This window comes from Arthrobacter sp. IK3, assembly GCF_051337705.1.
Taxonomy (GTDB): Bacteria; Actinomycetota; Actinomycetes; order Actinomycetales; family Micrococcaceae; genus Arthrobacter_B; species Arthrobacter_B koreensis.
Window position 1 is genome coordinate 102,902 of the sequence record NZ_JBPPSW010000012.1, and the last position, 18,551, is coordinate 121,452.

Sequence of the window (18,551 nt, forward strand, 5' to 3'; positions counted from 1 at the left end):
TCTTCCTCAAGCGTATCCGCACGCATTCATAGGGTCAGTTGTCAAGCCATTCGGCGTAATATTTCCGGGCCTTGGCAAGCTTGGGATTAATGATCACCTGGCAATAGCCCTGCTCCGGGTGCTTCGCATAGAAATCCTGGTGGTACTCCTCCGCGCGGTGGAACACGGGCAGCCGGGTAATCTCGGTCACGATCGGGTCGCTCCACAGTGCCTGGGCACGGTCCCGCGCCTTCTCCATCTCTTCGCGTTCCTCTTCGGTCCGGTAGAACATCGAGGAACGGTACTGCGTGCCGACGTCGTAGCCCTGGCGGTTCAGGGTGGTCGGGTCGTGGGAGATGAAGAACATGTCCAGGATGACCTCCGCGGGAACAACGTCCTCGTCAAAGGTCACTTCCACAACCTCGGCGTGGCCGGTGATGCCGGAGCAGACGCTTTCATAGTCCGGGTGCGCGGTAAACCCGCCGGTGTAGCCGGAAACGACGCTGCTCACGCCGCGGGTCTTCTGGTAGATGGCGTCGAGGCACCAAAAGCAGCCTCCGCCGAGAACATAGGTCTTCATGCCAATGTATAAGCCTCCGCGCGCTGCAAAGATTCCCTGCCCGCAATCCTCCGCCGCGGCGCCCCCGCGGGAGCACCGTGTTCCCTTACCCGGCAGCGGTGCCGGTGCGGTAGAACTATTGCTATGGAAACCCCAAGCAATCCAGACGCCCGGGCCAGCGCCGAAGAACCGGCCGGGGCAGGCGGCAGTGAATCCGGACAGGAGGCGGCGCAGGCCCGGCTCGGCGACGTGCTCCTGGCTGTCGAGGAACTCTGGCCCGAGTCCCTCGCAGAGGACTGGGATGCTGTAGGCATCGTTGCCGGCCGCCCCGAGCGCAGCGTGGAACGGATCCTGTTTGCGGTGGACCCCACGCACGAGGTTATCGATGAAGCCCTGGAGTGGGGGGCAGACCTGCTCATTACGCACCACCCCCTGCTGCTCAAGCCCGTGCATTCGGTAGCCGGCACGGGTTTCAAGGGAGATGCCGTACACCGGCTGATCGAAGGCGGCTGCGCCCTGGTGACAGCCCATACCAACGGTGACAGCGCCGTCGGGGGTGTCTCCGACGTCCTCGCCGACGCGTTCGGCCTGCAGGACACCGTTCCGCTGGCCCCTGCAGCCAACGGCCTTCCGGAAGAAGGCATCGGCAGGGTGGGCAACCTTCCGGAGGTCGCCACCCTGGCCGAATTTGCCGAGCTGGTCTTCAGCATCATGCCGGCCGTTGCCGGCGGGGTGCGCGTGGCCGGAGACCCGCAGGGGCTCGTGCGGCGCGTCGCTGTGTGCGGCGGGGCGGGGGACAGCCTCTTCGGCGCTGTCCGGGAACAACAGGCAGACGTTTACGTGACCGCGGACCTGCGCCATCATCCTGCCTCGGAAGCCCGTGAAGCTGCGGTCAACGGCCGGCCCTACCTGATTGATGTCTCCCACTTTGGCAGCGAGTGGCTGTGGCTGACCCCCGCTGCGGGTGCCCTGGAGAATGTGCTTGCGGACCAGGGGTTCAGTGTGGAGACCCGGGTCAGTACGCGCAACACCGACCCGTGGGACTTTATCCTCACTCCTGGCTAGGCAATCACGCCTGCCAGTGGCATAGGCTAGGAAAGCCGCACCAGTCAGGCAAGCGGAATATGTGGAGGTATTTGGTGGCAAAAGCATCACCGGCCGAACAGCTTCGGCTGCTCGACCTGCAGGCGTTGGATTCCAAGATGAGGCAGCTGGATTCGCGGGCCCGCAGCGTCCGCGAAAACCCCGACCTCAAGGCCCTTGCCGCCAAGGCCGCCGCCGCGCGTTCCGCTCTCGGTACAGCCGCGACCCAGAGCGCCGATATTGAGCGTGAGCTTGCCCGCGCCGAAGCAGACGTTGCCTCCGTAACCGCCCGCCTGGAGCGGGACCAGAAGCACTTGGACAGCGGATCCGGCGGTTCAAAGGAACTGACCGCCCTGCAGAGTGAGATCGAGTCGCTCAGCCGCCGCCGGTCGGACCTGGAAGACACCGAACTCGAAGTCATGGAGCGGCTCGAAGCTGTCCGGGGGGCCGAAGCGGAGCGGCGCGCCGAGGCCGTGTCCGCCGAGGCTGAGCTTGCGGACCTGGAAGCAAAGCGCGACGCCGAGCTGGCGGAAATCGAAGCCGAGCGTGCAGAAACCCAACGCCAGCGCACCGAGCTGGCGGGGCGCTTCGCCCCGGATCTGCTCGCCGTCTACGAACGGACTCTGGCCCGCCACGGAATCGGCGCAGCCCGGCTGTTCCACGGCACCTCCGAAGGCTCCGGCATGCAGCTGAGCCCCGGCGACCTTGCGGATATCCGCAAGGCAGCCGAAGACGACATCGTCTTCTGCCCGGACTCCGGGTGCATCCTGGTCCGTTCATCGGAGTGGGGCAGCTAAGCGGTGACCCTGTTTGACCCTTCGGACACGCCAGTGTCCGCACCGGCGGGTGCCCGGCGGACCCTTATCGTCGAGGCCGACGGCGGCTCCCGCGGGAATCCCGGCCATGCCGGCTACGGTGCGCTGGTGCGGGATCCCGAAACGAACCAGATCCTGGTGGAAAAGGCAGAGTACCTGGGCATTGCGTCCAACAACGTTGCCGAGTATTCAGGATTAATCGCTGCCCTCGAACTGGCACATGAGATCGACCCGGACGCCTGGATCCTGGCCAAGATGGACTCCAAGCTGGTGGTTGAGCAGATGAGCGGCCGCTGGAAGATCAAGCACGAAGACATGCAGCGACTGGCCCGCAAAGCCCGCTCCGTCGTCGACCCGCACCGTGTGAAGTACCAGTGGATACCGCGGGAAATTAATAAGGACGCGGACCGGCTGTCAAACGAAGCCATGGACGCAGGGATCGCCGGTGTCCCGTGGAAGGGGCGGCAGCTTCCCGGCGCCGCGGACACCGGTTCCGGAACTGGAACCGGTGCGGACGACGCGTCGTCGGCGCCGGCAGCGCCGGAGCCCGTACCGACCGGACGCCTGCACCACGTGGAGATCTGGGTGCGGGACTTTCCCCGAGCCGAAACCAGCATCGGCTGGCTGCTTGAACGACTCGGATTCGTGCGTACGGACTCCTGGAAAACCGGCGCCAGCTGGACGGGAACCGGAGGATATATCGTCATCGAGGCGGGACCCGACGTCGTTCCCGGCGAACACGAGCGCCGCCGCCCGGGCCTGAACCACCTGGCCTTCGGTGCCGGAACGGCCGCGGAAGTTGATCTGCTGGTCCGCCGTGCTGCCAGCCATGGCTGGACACTGATGTTCCAGGACCGGCACCCGCACGCCGGGGGACCGGGTCACTACGCTGCCTACCTTGAAAACGGGGACGGGTTCGAAGTCGAACTGGTGGCCGACCGGCCCTAGTGGTCTTCCGGAAGGATCAGGTTGAGCTGGTAGGGCTTGCGGCCCGCGGGCGGTACCAGCTCCGCCTCCCACTTCTCCGCAGCGGCGTCACGGAGTTCCTCAGCGGACGACGGGGCAGTCCCTGAACGGGTGAGCAGGTGCCGCGCCAGTTCTCCACGGGTGTGCTTGGCAAAGTGGGACACCACCTTGCGTTCACCATTCCGGATCTGGAAGACGTTAACGGCTGCGGTGTCCTGCTGCGGTGGCTGCCACGCAGCGGCATACGTGCTGGAACGGCAGTCCACTACCAGCCGGCCTTCGGCATGTCGCCCCAGCGGGTCCGCCAGCGCGGCCTTCCAAAAGGCAGCCAGCCGTCCGCAGCCCGGAAGGCTCGTGCCCATGGAGAGCCGGTAAGCCGGGATGGCGTCGCCAAAACCGATGGCGCCCCACAGCGCAGAAATGACAACGACGGCTTTCTCGGCAGAGTCCTGCTGGGCAGGGGTGAGGGTCGTGTAGCCCAGGGCGTCGTAGAGCACTCCGGAGTAGATTCGGTGCGCCGGTGCGCAGGGTTCGCTCTCCAGGACAGTGTTGCGGCGCACGTCCTCAGCGAGGGAAGCGCCGACGCCCAGTACTGCATGCGCGTCCGGGGCGGCACTGGCCTCCATGAGGGCGGCGAGGACTTCCTTACGGGCCGCGGCCAGCTCCGGAAAGTGCAGGGAGTCAGTGTTCAGGGTCGGACCCGCCGGCGGGCGGGTCTTGCCTTCGGAAGGGGGCAGGAGGATCAGCACTGATTAATCGTAAGGTCCTGCGGCAGGTAGCATTGACCGCGGGACGGGTTGGCCAGGCAATCGCGTCAGGACGGTCTTTGGACCGGACCTGCCGAGGAAAGTCCGGGCTCCGCAGGGCAGGGTGGTGGGTAACGCCCACTCGGGGAAACCCGCAGGCCAGTGCCACAGAAAACAGACCGCCCGCGTTTATCCGCGGGTAAGGGTGAAACGGCGGTGTAAGAGACCACCAGTGCCCCGGGTGACCGGGGCAGCTAGGTAAACCCCACTCGGAGCAAGGCCATACAGGGTGCGTTTGAGGGCTGCCCGCCCGAGCATCCGGGTAGGCCGCTGGAGGAAACCGGTAACGGTTTCCGGAGATGGATGATTGCCGCCTGCACCGCCGGTAACGGTACGCAGGTACAAAACCCGGCTTATCGGCCAGCCCGTCCCGCCCACCGCGCATTATGTACACCCCTTGTTGCGCGTACAAGCAGCTTGAGGCGTTCCAGGGGAATTTCGGCTGACTTATTTCTACCGGTAGGGCGCGTCATGCACCTGCATGAAGCTCGGCTATTCTGTGTCGATGATCACGCATCCCGCGCCCGGCAGGCACCTCGTGGTGCGCAACGCCAATTTCCGGGCACTCTGGGTTTCCTCCACCATGGGTATCCTGGGCGGCTCGGTGACCGCTGTGGTCCTGCCCGTCATCGCGGCGGTGGAACTCGGGGCCAGCGACTTCGCCGTTGCGGCGCTCTCCGGGATGGTGTTCCTGCCCTGGCTCCTGTTCGGCCTGCCGGTTGGCGTTGTGGTGGACCGCCGCCGGCGCCGTCCCGTCATCCTGCTCTCGCTCGTGGCCCGCATTGTCCTGCTCGCAACGCTTCCCATCGCCTATTGGATGGGCGTGCTCACCACGGCGCAGCTGTTCATCGTTTCGTTCCTGGCGGGACTTGCGGCCGTGTACTTCACGCTCGCCGAAGCAGCCCTGATTCCGCGGGCGGTCACGAAGGATGAGCTTATTGAGGGCAACGGGCTGATGACCGGCTCGGGTGCGTCCGCCGACGCCGTCGGACGCGGGCTGGGAGGCTGGATGACCCAGGCCGTGGGGGCGTCGAATTCCCTCCTCGTGCAGCTGGGCGCATCTGTTGCCTCTTTCATAGCCATCCTTGGACTCAAGGTGGAAGAGGCCGTCCCGGACGCTTCCGAGAAGCGCCACATCTGGCGGGAGATGAAATCCGGCCTGAGCTACTCGCTCAGTACCACTCCGCTGCGGGTGCTGCTGCTCGTGGCGGCGCTGTGGAACCTCGGGGGAAACATTGTTGTGTCCCTGATCGTCCTGCTGGTGGTGCGCACACTGGGGGAGAACGGAACATGGCTCGGATTCCTGATGGCGGCGACGGCGGTGGGCGGCACCCTGGGCGGACTCACCGTGAAGCGGCTCGCCGACCGCTTCGGTTCGGGAGTGGTGTGGCGGTACTCGATGTTCCCGGCAGCAGCCGGATATGCCGCACTGCTGCTGATGACTCCCGGCTGGGGGATGCTGCCCGGCTTCTTCGGCATGTTCCTGACGGGGCTGGCCATCTCCATGAACATTGTGGTTTCAACAAGTTTCCGGCAGCGGGTTTGTCCCCCGGACATGATGGGGCGCCTGGGATCCGCCACCAGGATGGTGAGCTGGGGGATGCTGGCGGTGGCTTCGCTCCTGGCCGGGGTGCTTGCCACCACCATCGGAGTGCGCGGCGGTATCGTCGTCGGGATCCTCATCGCGGTGCTGGCGCCGTTTATTGCCTCGCGAGGACCGCTGAGGGGCGTCCGGCACCTCGAGGACCTCGAACCGGCTCCTGCAGACGCAGCGCACCCCGGGAGGCCGGCCCAGGAGCAGTCCACGCTGTGATGAACATCTCCCATCCCCGTCCTGAGGTTGGTCTGTGGCCTAATACACTTGTAAGTGTTTCGCGGCCGTGTCCAGCGCCGCGGAGCATCAAGACACGGCCCAAGCGGGCTTGCTCCGGCACCGGCGCCGGAGGACTTACCAACCGGTCACAAAGCAGTGCCGGCTGAGACAAAGGATGTGAAGATCTGTGAGCCAGAAGTCCGATACCTGCCTGGATGCGTGGATGGACAGGGAGGCTATGGCAGAAGCCATGATCCCGCTCATTGGCCGGCTCTACCGGGAGAACAGCGTTGTTACCTCGGTTCACGGCCGTCCGCTGGTCAACCGCTCAGTCATCGACATTCTGAAGGCGCACCGGTTCGCCCGCCAGATTGACGACGTCGAGCTGCCGGTTTCCGAAACCCTGCCGATCCTGAAGGCCCTCACCGAACTTGAGCTCGGAGCGGCGTCAGTGGACCTGGCCCGGATGAACGCCAAGTACCAGCGCGAAGGTAACGGTGCGCCGCTCGTGGACTTCCTGCGGGACGAACTCTCGGAGGTTGCCGGCAAGCATGGCGCGGACGAGCGGACCAGCACCGATGTAGTCCTTTATGGCTTTGGCCGGATCGGCCGCCTGCTGGCGCGGATCCTGATCGACCACGAAGGCGGCGGGCATGGCCTGCGCCTCCGGGCGATCGTGGTGCGCAAGGGTGCCGAAAATGACCTGGTCAAGCGCGCCAGCCTGCTGCGCCGCGACTCGGTGCACGGCGCCTTCCCCGGCACCATCACCGTCGATGAGGAAACGAACACCATCCTCGCCAACGGAACTCTGATCCAGGTCATCTATTCCAACGACCCGGCTGCGGTCGACTACACGGAGTACGGCATCAAGGACGCGATCGTGGTGGACAACACCGGCCGCTGGCGCGACGCGGACGGACTGGCCCAGCACCTGAGCGCCAAGGGCGTTTCCCGGGTACTCCTGACCGCACCGGGCAAGGGCGACCTGAAGAACATTGTCCACGGCATCAACCACCAGTCCATTACCGACGAAGACAAGATCCTCTCCGCAGCGTCCTGCACCACCAACGCCATCACTCCCGTGCTGAAGGTGCTCAACGACAAGTTCGGGATCGTCAACGGTCATGTGGAGACAGTCCACTCCTTCACCAATGACCAGAACCTCATCGACAACTTCCACAAGGGCGACCGCCGCGGACGCTCTGCCGCACTGAACATGGTCATCACGGAGACCGGTGCCGCCAAGGCCGTGGCCAAGGCCCTTCCGGAACTCGCCGGCAAGCTCAGCGGCAACGCCATCCGTGTTCCCACCCCGGACGTATCCATGGCCATCCTGAACGTGAACCTCGAAACCGGGACCACCAAGGAAGAACTGAACACCTTTCTCCGGGAGACCTCGCTGAACTCGGAGCTGCACAAGCAGATCGACTACATCGATTCCCCTGAGGTTGTTTCGACCGACTTCGTAGGCTCCAAGCGCGCCGGGATCGTGGATGGGCTGGCCACGATCTCCAACGGCAAGAACGCCATCCTCTACGTCTGGTATGACAACGAGTACGGCTACAGCTGCCAGGTGATCCGCGTGCTCGAAGAGATGGCGCATGTGAACCCGCCGGCGTTCCCGCGGGCCGAAGAACTCGTCGCTAGCGTGTAGCGGAGTTCCTGCACAGCAAGACGCCCCGCCGGTTCTGCCGGCGGGGCGTTTTGCTGTGCAGGCTGTATGTCGGCGGCGTAACTAGTGGCCGAACGGATCCGGATCGACGCCTGGCATCCAGGTGAGTCCCGGGACGTTCCAGCCGTTGTTCTTCAGGACCTTGCGGGCCTTGCGTCCCCAGCGTTCGTTCAGCCGGTCAACGTAGAGCTTGCCGTCCAAATGGTCATATTCATGCTGCAGGACGCGCGCAAACCATCCGGTGGCCTCGAACTGAACGGGCGATCCCGTCTCATCGAAGCCGGTGACCCTGGCCCAGTCCGCACGGGTCAGCGGAAAGTTCTCACCCGGCACGGACAGGCAGCCTTCGGTGTCGTCGTCAGGGTCCGGCGCGGAGCCGGGCACCTTGGACGTTGTCAGCACCGGATTGACCACGACGCCGCGGTCCGGAGCGTCGTCGTCGTTAGGGTAGTCAAAGGTGAAGATCCGCAGGCCCACACCCACCTGGGGTGCAGCGAGGCCCACGCCGTTGGCGACGTCCATCGTTTCGTACATGTCGGCAACGAGCGTGCGCAGTGCATCGTCAAACTCCGTCACCTCCGCTGCCCGGCGGTGGAGGACGGGTTCCCCGTAGATGGTGATAGGGCGGACGGTCATGGGTTCTGCTTTCCGTGCTGGGGCAAAGGGGGAGTGATGCTGCGGCCAATAACTTCACGCATGATTTCGGAGGTTCCGCCGAAGATCGTGAGTAAACGGGCAGCCAGGAAGGCCTGCGCCACCGGGTATTCCATGATGTAACCGTAGCCGCCGTGCAGCTGGAGGCAGCGGTCGGTCACGGATTTGGCCCGTTCAGATGCCCAGAGCTTGGCCTTAGCTGCCGAGACTGCATCCAGGGTGCCGTGGTTGAATGCCCGCACGGCCGAGTCCACATACGCTTCGGTGACTTCCACTTCGGTCAGGACGTCCGCCAGTTCAAAGCGCGTGTTCTGGAAGTCGCTGATCCTGGCGCCGAAGGCCCCCCGCTCCGCCGTGTACAAGGCGGTGGCGTCGTAGACGCTCCGCGCCACGGCGGAGGACGCGACGGCGATGGCCAACCGGCCCTGGGGGAGCTGTCCGGCGGCATACTCAAGTCCGCGCCCCTCCTCGCCCACCAGGTTGCCGGCGGGGATTACGACGTCATCGAAAAACAGTTCGGCAGTGTCCGAGGCTTTGAGGCCCATCTTGTCGAGCTGGCGGCCGGTTGAATAGCCGGAGGTCTTCTCCACCATGAACATGCTGAAGGAGCGTGCCCCTCCGCGGCCGGTACCGCCGTCGGTCCGTGCCAGGACGAGGGCCGCGTCACCGGTGATTCCGTTGCCGATGAAGGTTTTCTGGCCGTTGAGGAGCCAGTCGCCGTCTGCGTTGCGGACGGCTTTGGTGCGGATGCCCCGGAGATCGCTTCCCGCGCCGGGCTCAGTCCACGCCACGGACGTCACGATGTCTCCGCTGACCATTTGGGGGAGCCAGCGCTCCTTGAGGTCCTCCGAACCGTAAGCCAGGAGATGGGGGAGCACCATGTCGTCGTGCAGGTGGAAGGCCAGCCCGACGGCGAGGTGGTTGGCGCGCGCGAACTCCTCATCCATGACCACGCGGTAACGGTAGTCAGGCATGCCTGCTCCACCGAACTCCTCCGGCACGGCAAGGCCCAGCAGGCCCTGCTCGCCGGCGGACTTCCACAACCGCCGCGGCATCCGGTGGTCTGTTTCCCAGCCGGAATACCCCGGAGCCACTTCCCGCTGGTTGAATTCGCGGGCGAGTTCACGGAAAAGCCCGTGGTCCTCATCGAAAAGCGTGCGTTCCAACGCGGCGCCTCCTAAGTTCTGTCCTGCCCGTGCGCGTCGAGTCAGCTGGGGGGATACGTAAAAGACCGCCCCGGAAAAATCCGAGGCGGTCTTTGTGAAGCTGGAAACCAGCCTCTTCCGGGTGAGTAACGGGGGTTGAACCCGCGACCTCCTGGACCACAACCAGGCGCTCTGCCAACTGAGCTATACCCACCATGTGCACTCAGATTATTCATTTCCAAAGTCCAGGCGAGTGGTCTTTGCAAACTCATTTATCTGAGGCAGCGGATACAAGCTTACACGGTTTTTTGGGTGCTTTTGACACAAGTGCGCCGCAGCGGCCCAAAAGTGATGCAGCTAACTTCCGGCAGCCGATTCGGTGACCTGGGCTGCGATCTTTTTCGACGCAGCCGAGTCCGGTCCCGGCGCCGGAACGAAGATCGCTTCACGGTAGTACCGCAGCTCGTTAATGGAGTCCTGGATATCCCCCAGGGCGCGGTGGCCTCCGTTCTTGGCAGGAGACTGGAAGTAGGCACGCGGGTACCAGCGCCGTGCAAGTTCCTTGATGGTGGAGACATCGATGATGCGGTAGTGCAGGTAGTCGATGACCTCCGGCATGTCGCGTGCCAGGAACATCCGGTCTGTTCCCACCGAGTTGCCCGCCAGCTGGGCCTTCTTCGGTTCGGGTACCCACTTGGTGATGTACTCAATGACTTCGGCCTCGGCCTCCGCCAGGGTCATGCCGCCGGGCAGTTCATCCAGGAGCTTGGAAGTGGTGTGCATCTGGCGGACGAAGTCGCCCATCTGTTCCAGGGCGGAGTCTTCCGGCTTGATGACGACGTCGACGCCGTCGCCGAGGATATTCAGCTCGGAGTCCGTCACCAGCACAGCAACCTCGATCAAGGCGTCGGCGCTGATGTCCAGCCCGGTCATTTCACAGTCGATCCAGACAATGCGTTCATTTGTTATTGGCACGGGATAAATGTACCCCGCGGCGCCGGACCGCTGCTGGCTATAGGCTCGAGTGGCTTCGCTGCCGGCGGTCGTGGCGCTCGGAATCCGCAGTCTGGACCGGCTTCCCGGCAACGGGTACGTAAGGCTGCAGGGGCAGGGACCCGGTTTCCGGTGGGCCGAAGGTGCGGGTCCAGCGGCTGGCCTGCGAGCCGGTCCCGTCGGGTACCGGGGCACTCAGGAATTCCCGGGCCGCGCCCGGAGCCAGGGGAATGGCGGGGGCCAGTGGATGCTCCGGTGCGCCCGGCGCACCTATGCTTCGCCGGAGGTCCGCGGCGGGCGCCGTCGGTTGAGGCCTGGGTGCTGCAGCCGCGCCGACACGTTCCGGAAGTGCCGGGACCCGTGAGGCGTACCAGGCCGTGCCGAAGGCAGCGAGGACAAACGCCGAGGTGCCGACGGCGACAGGCACCGGGATGCGGGCCCACAGCAGTGATGCAAGGGTGGTCGCGGAGATGAACAGCCCCCAGCCGAGGAGCTCGGGGCTGCGGCGTGCGCTGCCCGGCCGGTTTGCGGCGCGCTGACGGCGCCGCCTCACTTCTGGTTCTGCCCGGTGGCGCCCCACAGCCCGTCCCGCCTTGCCTCGTCCGATCCAACCCAGACAGTCTATGTGAGCCGCGCCCCACTGGCCGCGCAGCGCGCCGCGTCAGAGGGCATGCACATGTCGCGATGCTAATATTTGGCCTGACGAAGCCGCCCTGACCCGCCCCCGCACAGGGAATCCGGGCCCGGAAGGTTTCGCCGCGGCTGGCGCCTGCGTCCGCCCGAGGAGGCGTTTGCTTTCGAACCTGGTGCCCGTTCGCTGGGACCCGCCGTACGAACCAGAGATTGGAACGACCCACGATGACCGCCCAGGTCCCTGCGACCGAGCCTTCGTCTCCCGAAACGGAGAGCACGAAAACCGACCATCCCAACGTCGCGATCATCCATGGGTTTATCGGCTCAGTGATGATGCTTGCCGGCTCCTTCGGGGTCGGCTGGCTCTCTCTATCCTCTTATGAGCTGCGCCGTATTGAGTTCATTATGTGGCTTCGCTTCGAGCCCGCCGGTGCGGTGATTTCCGTGCTCCTGCTGGCTCTGGGCGGCATGCTGCTGGTGCGCTCCTGGCTGCGCTTCGGGCAGCGGATTGGAGATTGGGGGCCGCAGTCACGCCCTTACGTGCTCAAGGCCATCCTGGCCTGGGGCGGACCGATGTGCCTCACGCTGCCGCTCTTTAGCCGCGACGTCTTTGCCTACATTGCCCAGGGCCTGGTCATGGTTAGCGGCCTGAACCCCTATAAAGACGGCTATTCCCAGATCTCCAACTACCTCCAGCTGGGGGCGGACGACCTCTGGGCACAGAGCCCCACGCCCTACGGGCCGATCTTCCTGTGGCTCGAAGAGATCGTGGTGCGGATTACCGGCGGACAGACCGAGTTCTCCATCCTCCTTTTCCGGCTGATCGCCCTCATTGGCGTGGCCATGTGCATCTACTACGTGCCCAAGCTCGCCGAGCTGCACGGCATCAACCCGAACCGGGCGCTGTGGCTCACGGCAGCGAATCCGCTCTTCCTTACCAACTTCATTGCCAGCATCCACAACGACGCGCTCATGATTGGCCTGGCCCTTGCCGGCCTCTACTACGCTGCAAACAAGCGCGGCGTCCTGGGGACGGTGCTCATCACGCTGTCCGTGGGGATCAAGCCCATCACCCTGATCTTCCTCCCGTTCATCGGCCTGATGTGGGCAGGCAAGGGAGCCTCGTGGCCGCGGAAGTTCCTGTACTGGTTCATGACCGCAGGGCTGTCCCTGGGGCTGCTGGCCATTCTCGGCGTCGTGAACGGGCTGGGCTTCGGCTGGGTGGGTGCGCTCAGTACCCCCGGCAGTGTCTGGATCTGGTACGCGCCCGTCGGCTTCGTCGGCCTGGTCGTGGCCACACTGGGTAACTCGCTGGGGCTGCCCGGCTGGTCCTTCGCCGACGTCGTGCATACCATCGGGCGCCTGGCTTCCCTCGCCGTCGCCGTCTGGCTGATGTTCGTGGGTGACTACTCCAGGCTGGTCCGCCGCCTGGCCCTCGCATTCGCGGCGATTGTCATGCTCGCCCCCATGATCCAGTCCTGGTACGTGGTGTGGCTGATTCCGCTGTTTGCCGTCACCGGCATCCGCAATGACTGGCAGGTCAAGACGCTGTACCTGTTCGTGTCCTTCTTTATGGTCTACGCGATCAGCGACCAGCTGGACATCTGGCCCTACTTCGAGTTCAGCCTGAGCGCAGCCCGGCAGATTGCCGCAGTGACTGCCGTCGCCTTTGCGCTCTACCTGATCTTCCTGGACCCGAAGACGAAGATCCTGTTCCGGAAGAAGCTTACGGAGCCGGTTCCGGGCGAACTTCGGATTCGCTGATCTTCCCGGCACGGGCCAGGGCAGTGATCTTGCCGAGCGACCACGCCAGCAGGGCCATCAGGAGCAGGTTCCGCAGCGTCAGCAGGACGGCCACGGCAACGTTGAGGTCGTTGTACAGCGCCTCGTAGAACACGGGGTAGACCAGCGTGGTCAGCGCTGCCACGGCGATCATCATTGAAGCGGGCAGCCGCCAGGCGCGCCCTTCCCAGGTCACGCCCACGGCAACTACCGCGCCCAGCCACAGCATGAACTGGGGCGAGCCAACCTTGTTGAAGACGATGAACGCGCTGACGAGGGCCAGCGAACCGGCTGCCAGCAGCGCGCCCGCGTCGGCTCCGCGCTTCACCGCCCAGACAAGCAGGAGCACGACGGCGACGGCGGCCAGGGCGAGGAGCGGAGTCATCAGCGCAGCAACGGGTTCTCCAAGGGCGCCCCGCACTTCGCGGGTATTGATGACCGTGTCTTCGTAGATGTGGGCATCTGACTGCCCCAGGATGGCCTGCCAGAGGCCGGGGGTGGTGAAGGGTGCCTCCAGCTGCATTCCACGGTCGCCCTGGGCGCCCATGAAGCTCAACAGGTGCGGCAGCCCGCCGGCAGCGGCGACGACGGCCGCCACTGCGGCAGAGAAGGCGGCGCCGGTGGCCAGGAGCGTCAGGCGCTGCTTCGATACGGCCAGGACGGCCAGGATCACGGCAGCCGGCCAGACCTTGATCCAGGTGGCGGCAGACAACAGAAGGGACGCGATGACCGGGCGGGTGGCAAGCCACAGCAGGCCCATGATCACTAGGGGAGCGGTGAGGCCGTCAATGCGCCCGATGGCTACCGGCCCCAGCAGTGCGGTAATGCCCAGCCACCAGTACGCAGCGATGCAGCGCACCCGGGTGCGCCCGGCGGTGAGGACGGCGAATGCGGCAGCATTGAGTCCGGTAAAGATGAGGAACCAGGCGAACTGGTAGGGGCCGTACCCGAAGACGGCCGCGAGCAGCATGGGGGCCAGCGCTCCGATGGGGTAGACCCAGTCTGTGCTGATTCCCTGCCATTGACCGTCCTGCAGTCCTTCGAAAGCCCACTGGCGGTAGAACTGGATATCGCTGAGCACTTCGCCGGTGAAGATCAATGGCGAAAGGAGGCCGAAAAAGAGCAGGTGCACACCCGCGAAGGTCAGCCACAGGACTCCGGAACGCGTGTAGCTGGGCTGGCCGGCAACGGGGATGGACGACATGCTCGGTGGTACTCCTTAGCAGGGGATTCCGAGGCGCGCAGGCTGCCGCACCCCAGCGATAAGGGTACCTGCGGCGCGTGGGCGGCATGCAATCGGCAGCCGAACACGGAATACTGTAGGCATGTCCGACCGAACAGAACATTCGATCACTGCCGATTTTGACGTTTCCTCCTGGGAACCGACTCCCTACGTGGTGGAGGGAACCAACAGCGAACTCTCCACCGTTCGTGCGGTGAAGATCTTTGAAGGGCCAATCTCCGGCACCAGCGTTTCCGACCTCCTGCTGGCAGGGAACGCCACCGGGGCCGGGTACGTGGGGAGTGAGGTGTTTGCCGGCAGCGTCGAGGGACGCGAGGGCACCATGGTGATCCAGCACTGGGGACTGGCCGAGGGCGAAGCAACGGCCTCTTCCGGCCACATCATTCCCGGATCCGGGACGGCGGGCCTGGCCGGCATTTCCGGCAAGGCGGTTTTCTCCCAGACCGAGGACGGGCAGCACCGCCTTGAACTGCGGGTCTCCTTCCCGGACGCCCCTGACACCAACGGTCCGCAGCCGTCGGAGCTATCGGAAGACCGGCCTGCGGACGCACTGTAGTTCCCTGCCGAACGCCGCGCTCCAGCTGCCGGCGCTCAGTTCACCGGGAGCATGCCGGGAATCAGCAGCCATACTGCCGCTGCGGCGCAGGCCGCGATTACGGCAGCGAACAGCACAAGCCACACGGCGGACGGAACGCTCGAACGCTGGGCGAGGATCCAGGCGTCCGAGGACTGCAGCGCACTCCGCCGCCGGGTGTGGACACTGAGCAGGTTCAGCCAGTCGCGCACCGCTCCGACGAGGAGCGCTATTCCGAGCGCAGCCGTGACGTAGGCTGTCCCGCTCGGCGGCACAAACCACAGCAGCAGGACAGCGACGGCGGCACAGCCCAGCGCGATGGCCGCTCCCTGCAGATTCCGGATGAAGACCAGGGCCGCCACCAGCACCAGCACACCCGCGGACAACGCGGCCGAAGCCCAGCCGGTGGTCGCTGCCCAGACAAGGGCAAGGCCGGTGAGCGCTGGAACGGGATAACCCCAGAAGCCCGCCCAGACAGCGCCGAAGCGGGTTCGGCCGAGGCTGCGCATCTGACCCGAATGATCGAACCTCAATTCGATGCCGGTGATGCGATGCCCGGCAGTCAGGGCTGCAAAGGCATGCCCCAGTTCGTGGACGAATGTGACGAAGAGTCCAAACCAGCGCCAGGTCGGCGCCGGAATGGACAGGATGACCGCGGCAGCAGCAACCGGCAGCAGGAGCCAGGGTTGGGTCTCCAGGCCCTCCGCTCGGGTGAATCCGTCGGTGAGTTTGTTCCAGAAGTCAGCGGCCCAGCTCAAAGCTCCAGCTGGCCCCGCAGGATGGACCTACCCGAGTGCTCCGGATTCCCGTCGTGGGGCTCGTCGGAGATATCCACGATCGGATACGCACTGAGGTCAAGACCATCCGGAATCTTGAGGCGGGCTTCGGTCCCTTCCATCTCCCCGAGGCTGACCATGGAGGTGATGTCGGGGGAGATCAGCCAGACTTCACGGTAGCCGTCAGCATCACTGCTGCTGGACGTGATGACCAGTTCGCGTTCGCCGTCAGGCAGCAGATCCACGGTTGCTGTTCCCTCGTCGCTGTACGAGGGCAGTGGTTCCAGCGAAACCGAGGCAAGGACCTCCGGCTGCGGCTCGAACCCGCGGACGATGCCCCAGGTGGCCGCTCCGGCTACCACGACGGCGGCAGCTGCCGCAGCGAACCACTTTGTACCGCGGCGTTTGCGCCGTTCGTCGGCCAGTGAGACCGGAGGCGCCGTTTCTGCCGGGCGGGATGAGCTGTCAGTGTCCTGACGGGGGGTGCGGTCCGCCTGCTGGTCTTCCAGCGGGTCTCTCCGAAGCGAGGGGTCCAGTCCAAGAGCTGCGTGGATGCCTGCCCAGACGGCAGGCAGCGGGACGGACCCGGCCTCAACCGGGCTTCGCCCTGCCTTGACCACGCGGCCGTAGGCGCTGATCTCTCCTGCACACTGTTCACAGTGGGCCAGGTGTGCGGTTTCTTCGGCCGTAGGCTCCTCACCGAGTGCCAGGAGGGCCAATGCATCATCGTGCAGGTGCTGCATCGCTTACCTCCAATCGCTGCCGCAGTTGCATGAGTCCCCGCCGTATGTGGCTTTTGACAGTTCCCAGCGGCAGGCTAAGCTGCTCCGAGATCTGCTGGTGTGTCAGGTCTTCGTGGAAGGCGAGCCTCAAAATCGAGTGCTGGGGTTCGCCCAGGCGGGTGAGTTCGGCATCCAGGACGACTTTATCGGCGACGCCCTCCGGATCAGGGCCGCCGCTCCCGGCACGCTCACCGGCTGCTGCCGCACCCTCCAATACATCTTCCTCGCGCAGCCTTGAGGATGTCATGGTCGCTGATACGTTTCGCGCAATACCGATGAGCCAAGCCGCAAGGGTGGAGCGCTCGGGGGAGTAGGTCTCCCGATACCTCCAGGCTCGGATGAAAACTTCCTGGACGGCGTCGTCTGCCGCGTCAGTATCTATAAGGCGGCGGAGGGACATGGTCCGGACCAGCGGCGCAAAGCGGCGGTAAGCCTCGGCAAGTGCTGCCTCCTCACCTGCGGCGAAGGCCCGGTCCAGGCCGTCGTCGAGCTCGGGGACACCGGATGACATCGGGGCGGTTCTCCTGCCGTAAGCCTTTGTAGGGGCCGCGATCCTGAGGGTGCGCGTGCCGATTTTCCCTATGATACCGGTGTCGCCGTGAGCACAACGTTATCCTCATAGTCATTCTCCGTGTCGAGCCACTTTCCCCCGCAGGTAACCAGCTTGAGCAGATGGTCTCCTGTCCGGTCGAAGAGGCGGTGTCCGTCGAGGGACCGCTTGGCTATGTTCTCGACCTGCTGGGTCTGGTAGACGACCTGTGAGCCGTCTTCACGCGTCACCGTGACCCGTGTCCCCGGGGTGATGTCCTTGAGTCCGGCGATGGGCAGGACCTCCGTCCGGGAGTCAACATGGGCCGCCAGGACGGAGGACCCGGCGTCGGAACCCGGTGCCGGGCCGTATTTGTACCATCCGGCCTGGACGTGGTTGTTGGGGATCGTCATGGCCCCGTTGTCCTCGATGCCCACCGGTACGACCTCGAGGTCGATTCCGGTGCCCTCTACCTGGACCCTGACCGGTGCCGGGATGGTTTCGGCCGGCGCGGGCGTGGCCTGGCGGATGGGGATTCCGGAAGAGCTCTCGGGAGCGACGGCCGCGCCGGGGCCGGGGGACTGCTGCTGTGCCGGCCCTGCGCTGGTGGCGGTTTCGGCCGGCTCGTTGGCGGCAGGAACGGAAGCGCAGGAACCCAGGGCCAGTGCTCCGGCTGCCAGCCATGCAGCGAGGTATCCGCGGGAGCGTCCGGGTTGGTGCATGTTGGAGCCTTTCGAGTGTTGCGGTTCGCCGGTGCCTGACCGGTGCCTGGCCGGTGCCGGGGAGGAAAGCGGGAAGCCGGAAGGTGCAGTGCGGCCGGACCGCCGGCCGCACTGCACCTTCGTAAGGGCGGCAGTACACGCCCCGCGGAGACTACTCCGCGGAGGTTGCGCTTACAGCGCTCCGGCGGCGGGCAGCAACCGCGGTGCCGGCCAGGACCATCAGGGTCAGGCCGCCGGCGGCCGCGAGCATGATGCCGCCGTTGTTGTCCTGGGCAGCGGGCAGGGCGCCCGGAACTGCGTTCGGAGCGGTTTCCATGCCTTCGATGGTCTGGGTTGCCAGGGCAAGGTTACCGGCGTCCAGTGAGCCCCAGGCATAGACGATCGTGTGAACGCCTTCGGGCAGCGTCAGGTCTGCGGGGCCGATTACCGGTTCGGTGGTTCCTGCTGCAGCGACAGAAGCGGAAATCGTTCCGGGATCTACGGAGAGGGTCTTCTCGTCGGGGTTGGCGAGGTTGCTGATGACCGGCGAGCCGTTTGCCAACACATCAACCGCCGGGGCAGCCGCTACATGGCGGACAGTCAGGCCCGCTTTTCCTGCCTCGAGGGTGGAGGTGTCGTTCGTGTAGAGGTTGGCAGTCGGGGTTCCGTCCGCAGCGAGGTTGGCTACTGCCGTGAAGTTCCCGCCGGCGGTCAGGTCTGCCGTTACCGGGCCGATGATCGGTGCAGACGCATCAGCGGCATCCGGAGCGGTGATGGCCAGTTCATAGCTGCCCGCGGGAAGCGAGAGCGGCCCTGCCATGCTGCCGGGTGTGAAGTCGTCGAGAGTCAGTTCACCATTGACGTACACGTCCACAGTCGTATCCGGGACTGCATGGAATACGGAGAGCTGGGCCTCATCCGCTGCCGAGGCTGCGGGTGCGGCGGCCAGTCCTGCTGCGGCGGCGAGTCCTGCTGCTGCGAAAAGTGTGGTGGTCTTGCGCATGGCTTCTCCTCTTGGGTTCGGTGCCGGGTGCTGTGCCCCTGGC

Annotated in this window: 19 protein-coding genes, 1 tRNA gene and 1 other RNA gene; 8 read left to right on the top strand and 13 right to left on the bottom strand. The window is 65.2% G+C overall.

Annotation, left to right across the window (positions count from 1 at the left end; all coding sequences use genetic code 11):
* Nucleotides 1-34: 34 nt before the first annotated feature.
* A complete protein-coding gene (gene msrA, locus ACSLGO_RS15665; protein WP_091604098.1) occupies nucleotides 35-559 on the bottom strand; it encodes a peptide-methionine (S)-S-oxide reductase MsrA in 525 nt (174 codons plus the stop codon).
* A gap of 123 nt (nucleotides 560-682) precedes the next feature.
* Between msrA and ACSLGO_RS15670 the strand changes: the two genes are divergently transcribed.
* From ACSLGO_RS15670 to ACSLGO_RS15680, 3 genes are all read left to right on the top strand, one after another.
* Nucleotides 683-1,603 (top strand): Nif3-like dinuclear metal center hexameric protein, encoded by a 921-nt coding sequence (locus ACSLGO_RS15670; protein ID WP_263127014.1) that lies wholly within the window; start codon nucleotides 683-685, stop codon nucleotides 1,601-1,603.
* A 74-nt stretch (nucleotides 1,604-1,677) separates the two neighbouring features.
* A complete protein-coding gene (locus tag ACSLGO_RS15675; RefSeq protein WP_436401455.1) occupies nucleotides 1,678-2,418 on the top strand; it encodes a zinc ribbon domain-containing protein in 741 nt (246 codons plus the stop codon).
* A gap of 33 nt (nucleotides 2,419-2,451) precedes the next feature.
* Nucleotides 2,452-3,384, top strand: a complete 933-nt coding sequence (locus ACSLGO_RS15680; RefSeq protein ID WP_400503886.1) for a reverse transcriptase-like protein — start codon at nucleotides 2,452-2,454, stop codon at nucleotides 3,382-3,384.
* Here the strand turns inward: ACSLGO_RS15680 and ACSLGO_RS15685 are convergent.
* Entirely contained in the window at nucleotides 3,381-4,151 is a 771-nt protein-coding gene (locus ACSLGO_RS15685) for a YaaA family protein (RefSeq protein ID WP_091604110.1), read from the bottom strand. The two genes, ACSLGO_RS15680 and ACSLGO_RS15685, sit on opposite strands and share 4 nt — an antisense overlap.
* A 44-nt stretch (nucleotides 4,152-4,195) precedes the next feature.
* On the opposite strand from ACSLGO_RS15685, the gene rnpB reads away from it, so the two are divergent.
* The 3 genes from rnpB (at nucleotide 4,196) to ACSLGO_RS15700 (ending at nucleotide 7,675) form a co-directional block, all read left to right on the top strand.
* An RNA gene (gene rnpB, locus ACSLGO_RS15690) (RNase P RNA component class A) lies at nucleotides 4,196-4,580 on the top strand.
* Between the two features lie 133 nt (nucleotides 4,581-4,713).
* Nucleotides 4,714-6,021 (top strand): MFS transporter, encoded by a 1,308-nt coding sequence (locus ACSLGO_RS15695; protein ID WP_325787253.1) that lies wholly within the window; start codon nucleotides 4,714-4,716, stop codon nucleotides 6,019-6,021.
* A 223-nt stretch (nucleotides 6,022-6,244) separates the two neighbouring features.
* Complete coding sequence (locus ACSLGO_RS15700) at nucleotides 6,245-7,675, top strand: glyceraldehyde-3-phosphate dehydrogenase (protein WP_386887615.1); 1,431 nt, start codon at nucleotides 6,245-6,247, stop codon at nucleotides 7,673-7,675.
* An 81-nt stretch (nucleotides 7,676-7,756) separates the two neighbouring features.
* Here the strand turns inward: ACSLGO_RS15700 and ACSLGO_RS15705 are convergent, their stop codons facing one another.
* From ACSLGO_RS15705 to ACSLGO_RS15725, 5 genes are all read right to left on the bottom strand, one after another.
* Complete coding sequence (locus ACSLGO_RS15705; protein ID WP_091604120.1) at nucleotides 7,757-8,329, bottom strand: peptide deformylase; 573 nt, start codon at nucleotides 8,327-8,329, stop codon at nucleotides 7,757-7,759.
* Nucleotides 8,326-9,513 (bottom strand): acyl-CoA dehydrogenase family protein, encoded by a 1,188-nt coding sequence (locus tag ACSLGO_RS15710; RefSeq protein WP_436401456.1) that lies wholly within the window; start codon nucleotides 9,511-9,513, stop codon nucleotides 8,326-8,328. The genes ACSLGO_RS15705 and ACSLGO_RS15710 overlap by 4 nt, the downstream gene beginning before the upstream one ends.
* Nucleotides 9,514-9,633: 120 nt before the next feature.
* Nucleotides 9,634-9,706: transfer RNA gene (locus tag ACSLGO_RS15715), tRNA-His, on the bottom strand.
* 143 nt (nucleotides 9,707-9,849) lie between these two features.
* Nucleotides 9,850-10,467, bottom strand: a complete 618-nt coding sequence (gene orn, locus ACSLGO_RS15720) for an oligoribonuclease (protein WP_263127010.1) — start codon at nucleotides 10,465-10,467, stop codon at nucleotides 9,850-9,852.
* Nucleotides 10,468-10,504: 37 nt separating this feature from the next.
* On the bottom strand, nucleotides 10,505-11,038 hold the full coding sequence (locus ACSLGO_RS15725; protein WP_263127009.1) for a hypothetical protein: 534 nt from the start codon (nucleotides 11,036-11,038) through the stop codon (nucleotides 10,505-10,507).
* Between the two features lie 305 nt (nucleotides 11,039-11,343).
* Here ACSLGO_RS15725 and mptB point away from each other — a divergent pair, with 305 nt between their 5' ends.
* Nucleotides 11,344-12,882 (top strand): polyprenol phosphomannose-dependent alpha 1,6 mannosyltransferase MptB, encoded by a 1,539-nt coding sequence (gene mptB / locus ACSLGO_RS15730; RefSeq protein ID WP_263127008.1) that lies wholly within the window; start codon nucleotides 11,344-11,346, stop codon nucleotides 12,880-12,882.
* On the opposite strand, the gene ACSLGO_RS15735 is transcribed toward mptB, so the two are convergent.
* A complete protein-coding gene (locus tag ACSLGO_RS15735) occupies nucleotides 12,845-14,104 on the bottom strand; it encodes a glycosyltransferase family 87 protein (RefSeq protein WP_436401457.1) in 1,260 nt (419 codons plus the stop codon). The two genes, mptB and ACSLGO_RS15735, sit on opposite strands and share 38 nt — an antisense overlap.
* Nucleotides 14,105-14,225: 121 nt before the next feature.
* Between ACSLGO_RS15735 and ACSLGO_RS15740 the strand changes: the two genes are divergently transcribed.
* The gene (locus ACSLGO_RS15740) at nucleotides 14,226-14,699 is read left to right on the top strand and encodes a DUF3224 domain-containing protein (RefSeq protein WP_400503881.1); all 474 of its coding nucleotides are present in this window, start codon (nucleotides 14,226-14,228) and stop codon (nucleotides 14,697-14,699) included.
* 35 nt (nucleotides 14,700-14,734) lie between these two features.
* On the opposite strand, the gene ACSLGO_RS15745 is transcribed toward ACSLGO_RS15740, so the two are convergent.
* The 5 genes from ACSLGO_RS15745 to ACSLGO_RS15765 all read right to left on the bottom strand — a co-directional run bounded on the left by ACSLGO_RS15745 (nucleotide 14,735) and on the right by ACSLGO_RS15765 (nucleotide 18,508).
* Complete coding sequence (locus ACSLGO_RS15745) at nucleotides 14,735-15,475, bottom strand: M50 family metallopeptidase (protein WP_091604133.1); 741 nt, start codon at nucleotides 15,473-15,475, stop codon at nucleotides 14,735-14,737.
* A complete protein-coding gene (locus ACSLGO_RS15750; protein ID WP_436401458.1) occupies nucleotides 15,472-16,236 on the bottom strand; it encodes an anti-sigma factor in 765 nt (254 codons plus the stop codon). The genes ACSLGO_RS15745 and ACSLGO_RS15750 overlap by 4 nt, the downstream gene beginning before the upstream one ends.
* Nucleotides 16,217-16,786 carry an RNA polymerase sigma factor gene (locus ACSLGO_RS15755; protein ID WP_152274668.1) on the bottom strand — a complete coding sequence of 190 codons (570 nt, stop codon included), beginning with the start codon at nucleotides 16,784-16,786 and terminating at the stop codon, nucleotides 16,217-16,219. Before ACSLGO_RS15755 ends, ACSLGO_RS15750 begins: the two co-directional genes overlap by 20 nt.
* A gap of 68 nt (nucleotides 16,787-16,854) precedes the next feature.
* Entirely contained in the window at nucleotides 16,855-17,526 is a 672-nt protein-coding gene (locus ACSLGO_RS15760; protein ID WP_263127003.1) for a class F sortase, read from the bottom strand.
* Between the two features lie 151 nt (nucleotides 17,527-17,677).
* On the bottom strand, nucleotides 17,678-18,508 hold the full coding sequence (locus ACSLGO_RS15765; protein ID WP_277665203.1) for a DUF4397 domain-containing protein: 831 nt from the start codon (nucleotides 18,506-18,508) through the stop codon (nucleotides 17,678-17,680).
* Nucleotides 18,509-18,551: the final 43 nt, after the last annotated feature.

Excerpts from the sequence above, each read along its gene's own strand:
- ACSLGO_RS15765 (WP_277665203.1), bottom strand. The coding sequence starts at position 18,508 with ATGCGCAAGACCACCACACTTTTCGCAGCAGCAGGACTCGCCGCCGCA.
- ACSLGO_RS15670 (WP_263127014.1), top strand. The coding sequence starts at position 683 with ATGGAAACCCCAAGCAATCCAGACGCCCGGGCCAGCGCCGAAGAACCG.
- ACSLGO_RS15760 (WP_263127003.1), bottom strand. The coding sequence starts at position 17,526 with ATGCACCAACCCGGACGCTCCCGCGGATACCTCGCTGCATGGCTGGCA.
- ACSLGO_RS15735 (WP_436401457.1), bottom strand. The coding sequence starts at position 14,104 with ATGTCGTCCATCCCCGTTGCCGGCCAGCCCAGCTACACGCGTTCCGGA.
- ACSLGO_RS15750 (WP_436401458.1), bottom strand. The coding sequence starts at position 16,236 with ATGCAGCACCTGCACGATGATGCATTGGCCCTCCTGGCACTCGGTGAG.
- ACSLGO_RS15740 (WP_400503881.1), top strand. The coding sequence starts at position 14,226 with ATGTCCGACCGAACAGAACATTCGATCACTGCCGATTTTGACGTTTCC.
- ACSLGO_RS15755 (WP_152274668.1), bottom strand. The coding sequence starts at position 16,786 with ATGTCATCCGGTGTCCCCGAGCTCGACGACGGCCTGGACCGGGCCTTC.
- mptB (WP_263127008.1), top strand. The coding sequence starts at position 11,344 with ATGACCGCCCAGGTCCCTGCGACCGAGCCTTCGTCTCCCGAAACGGAG.
- msrA (WP_091604098.1), bottom strand. The coding sequence starts at position 559 with ATGAAGACCTATGTTCTCGGCGGAGGCTGCTTTTGGTGCCTCGACGCC.
- ACSLGO_RS15695 (WP_325787253.1), top strand. The coding sequence starts at position 4,714 with ATGATCACGCATCCCGCGCCCGGCAGGCACCTCGTGGTGCGCAACGCC.
- ACSLGO_RS15700 (WP_386887615.1), top strand. The coding sequence starts at position 6,245 with ATGGACAGGGAGGCTATGGCAGAAGCCATGATCCCGCTCATTGGCCGG.
- ACSLGO_RS15705 (WP_091604120.1), bottom strand. The coding sequence starts at position 8,329 with ATGACCGTCCGCCCTATCACCATCTACGGGGAACCCGTCCTCCACCGC.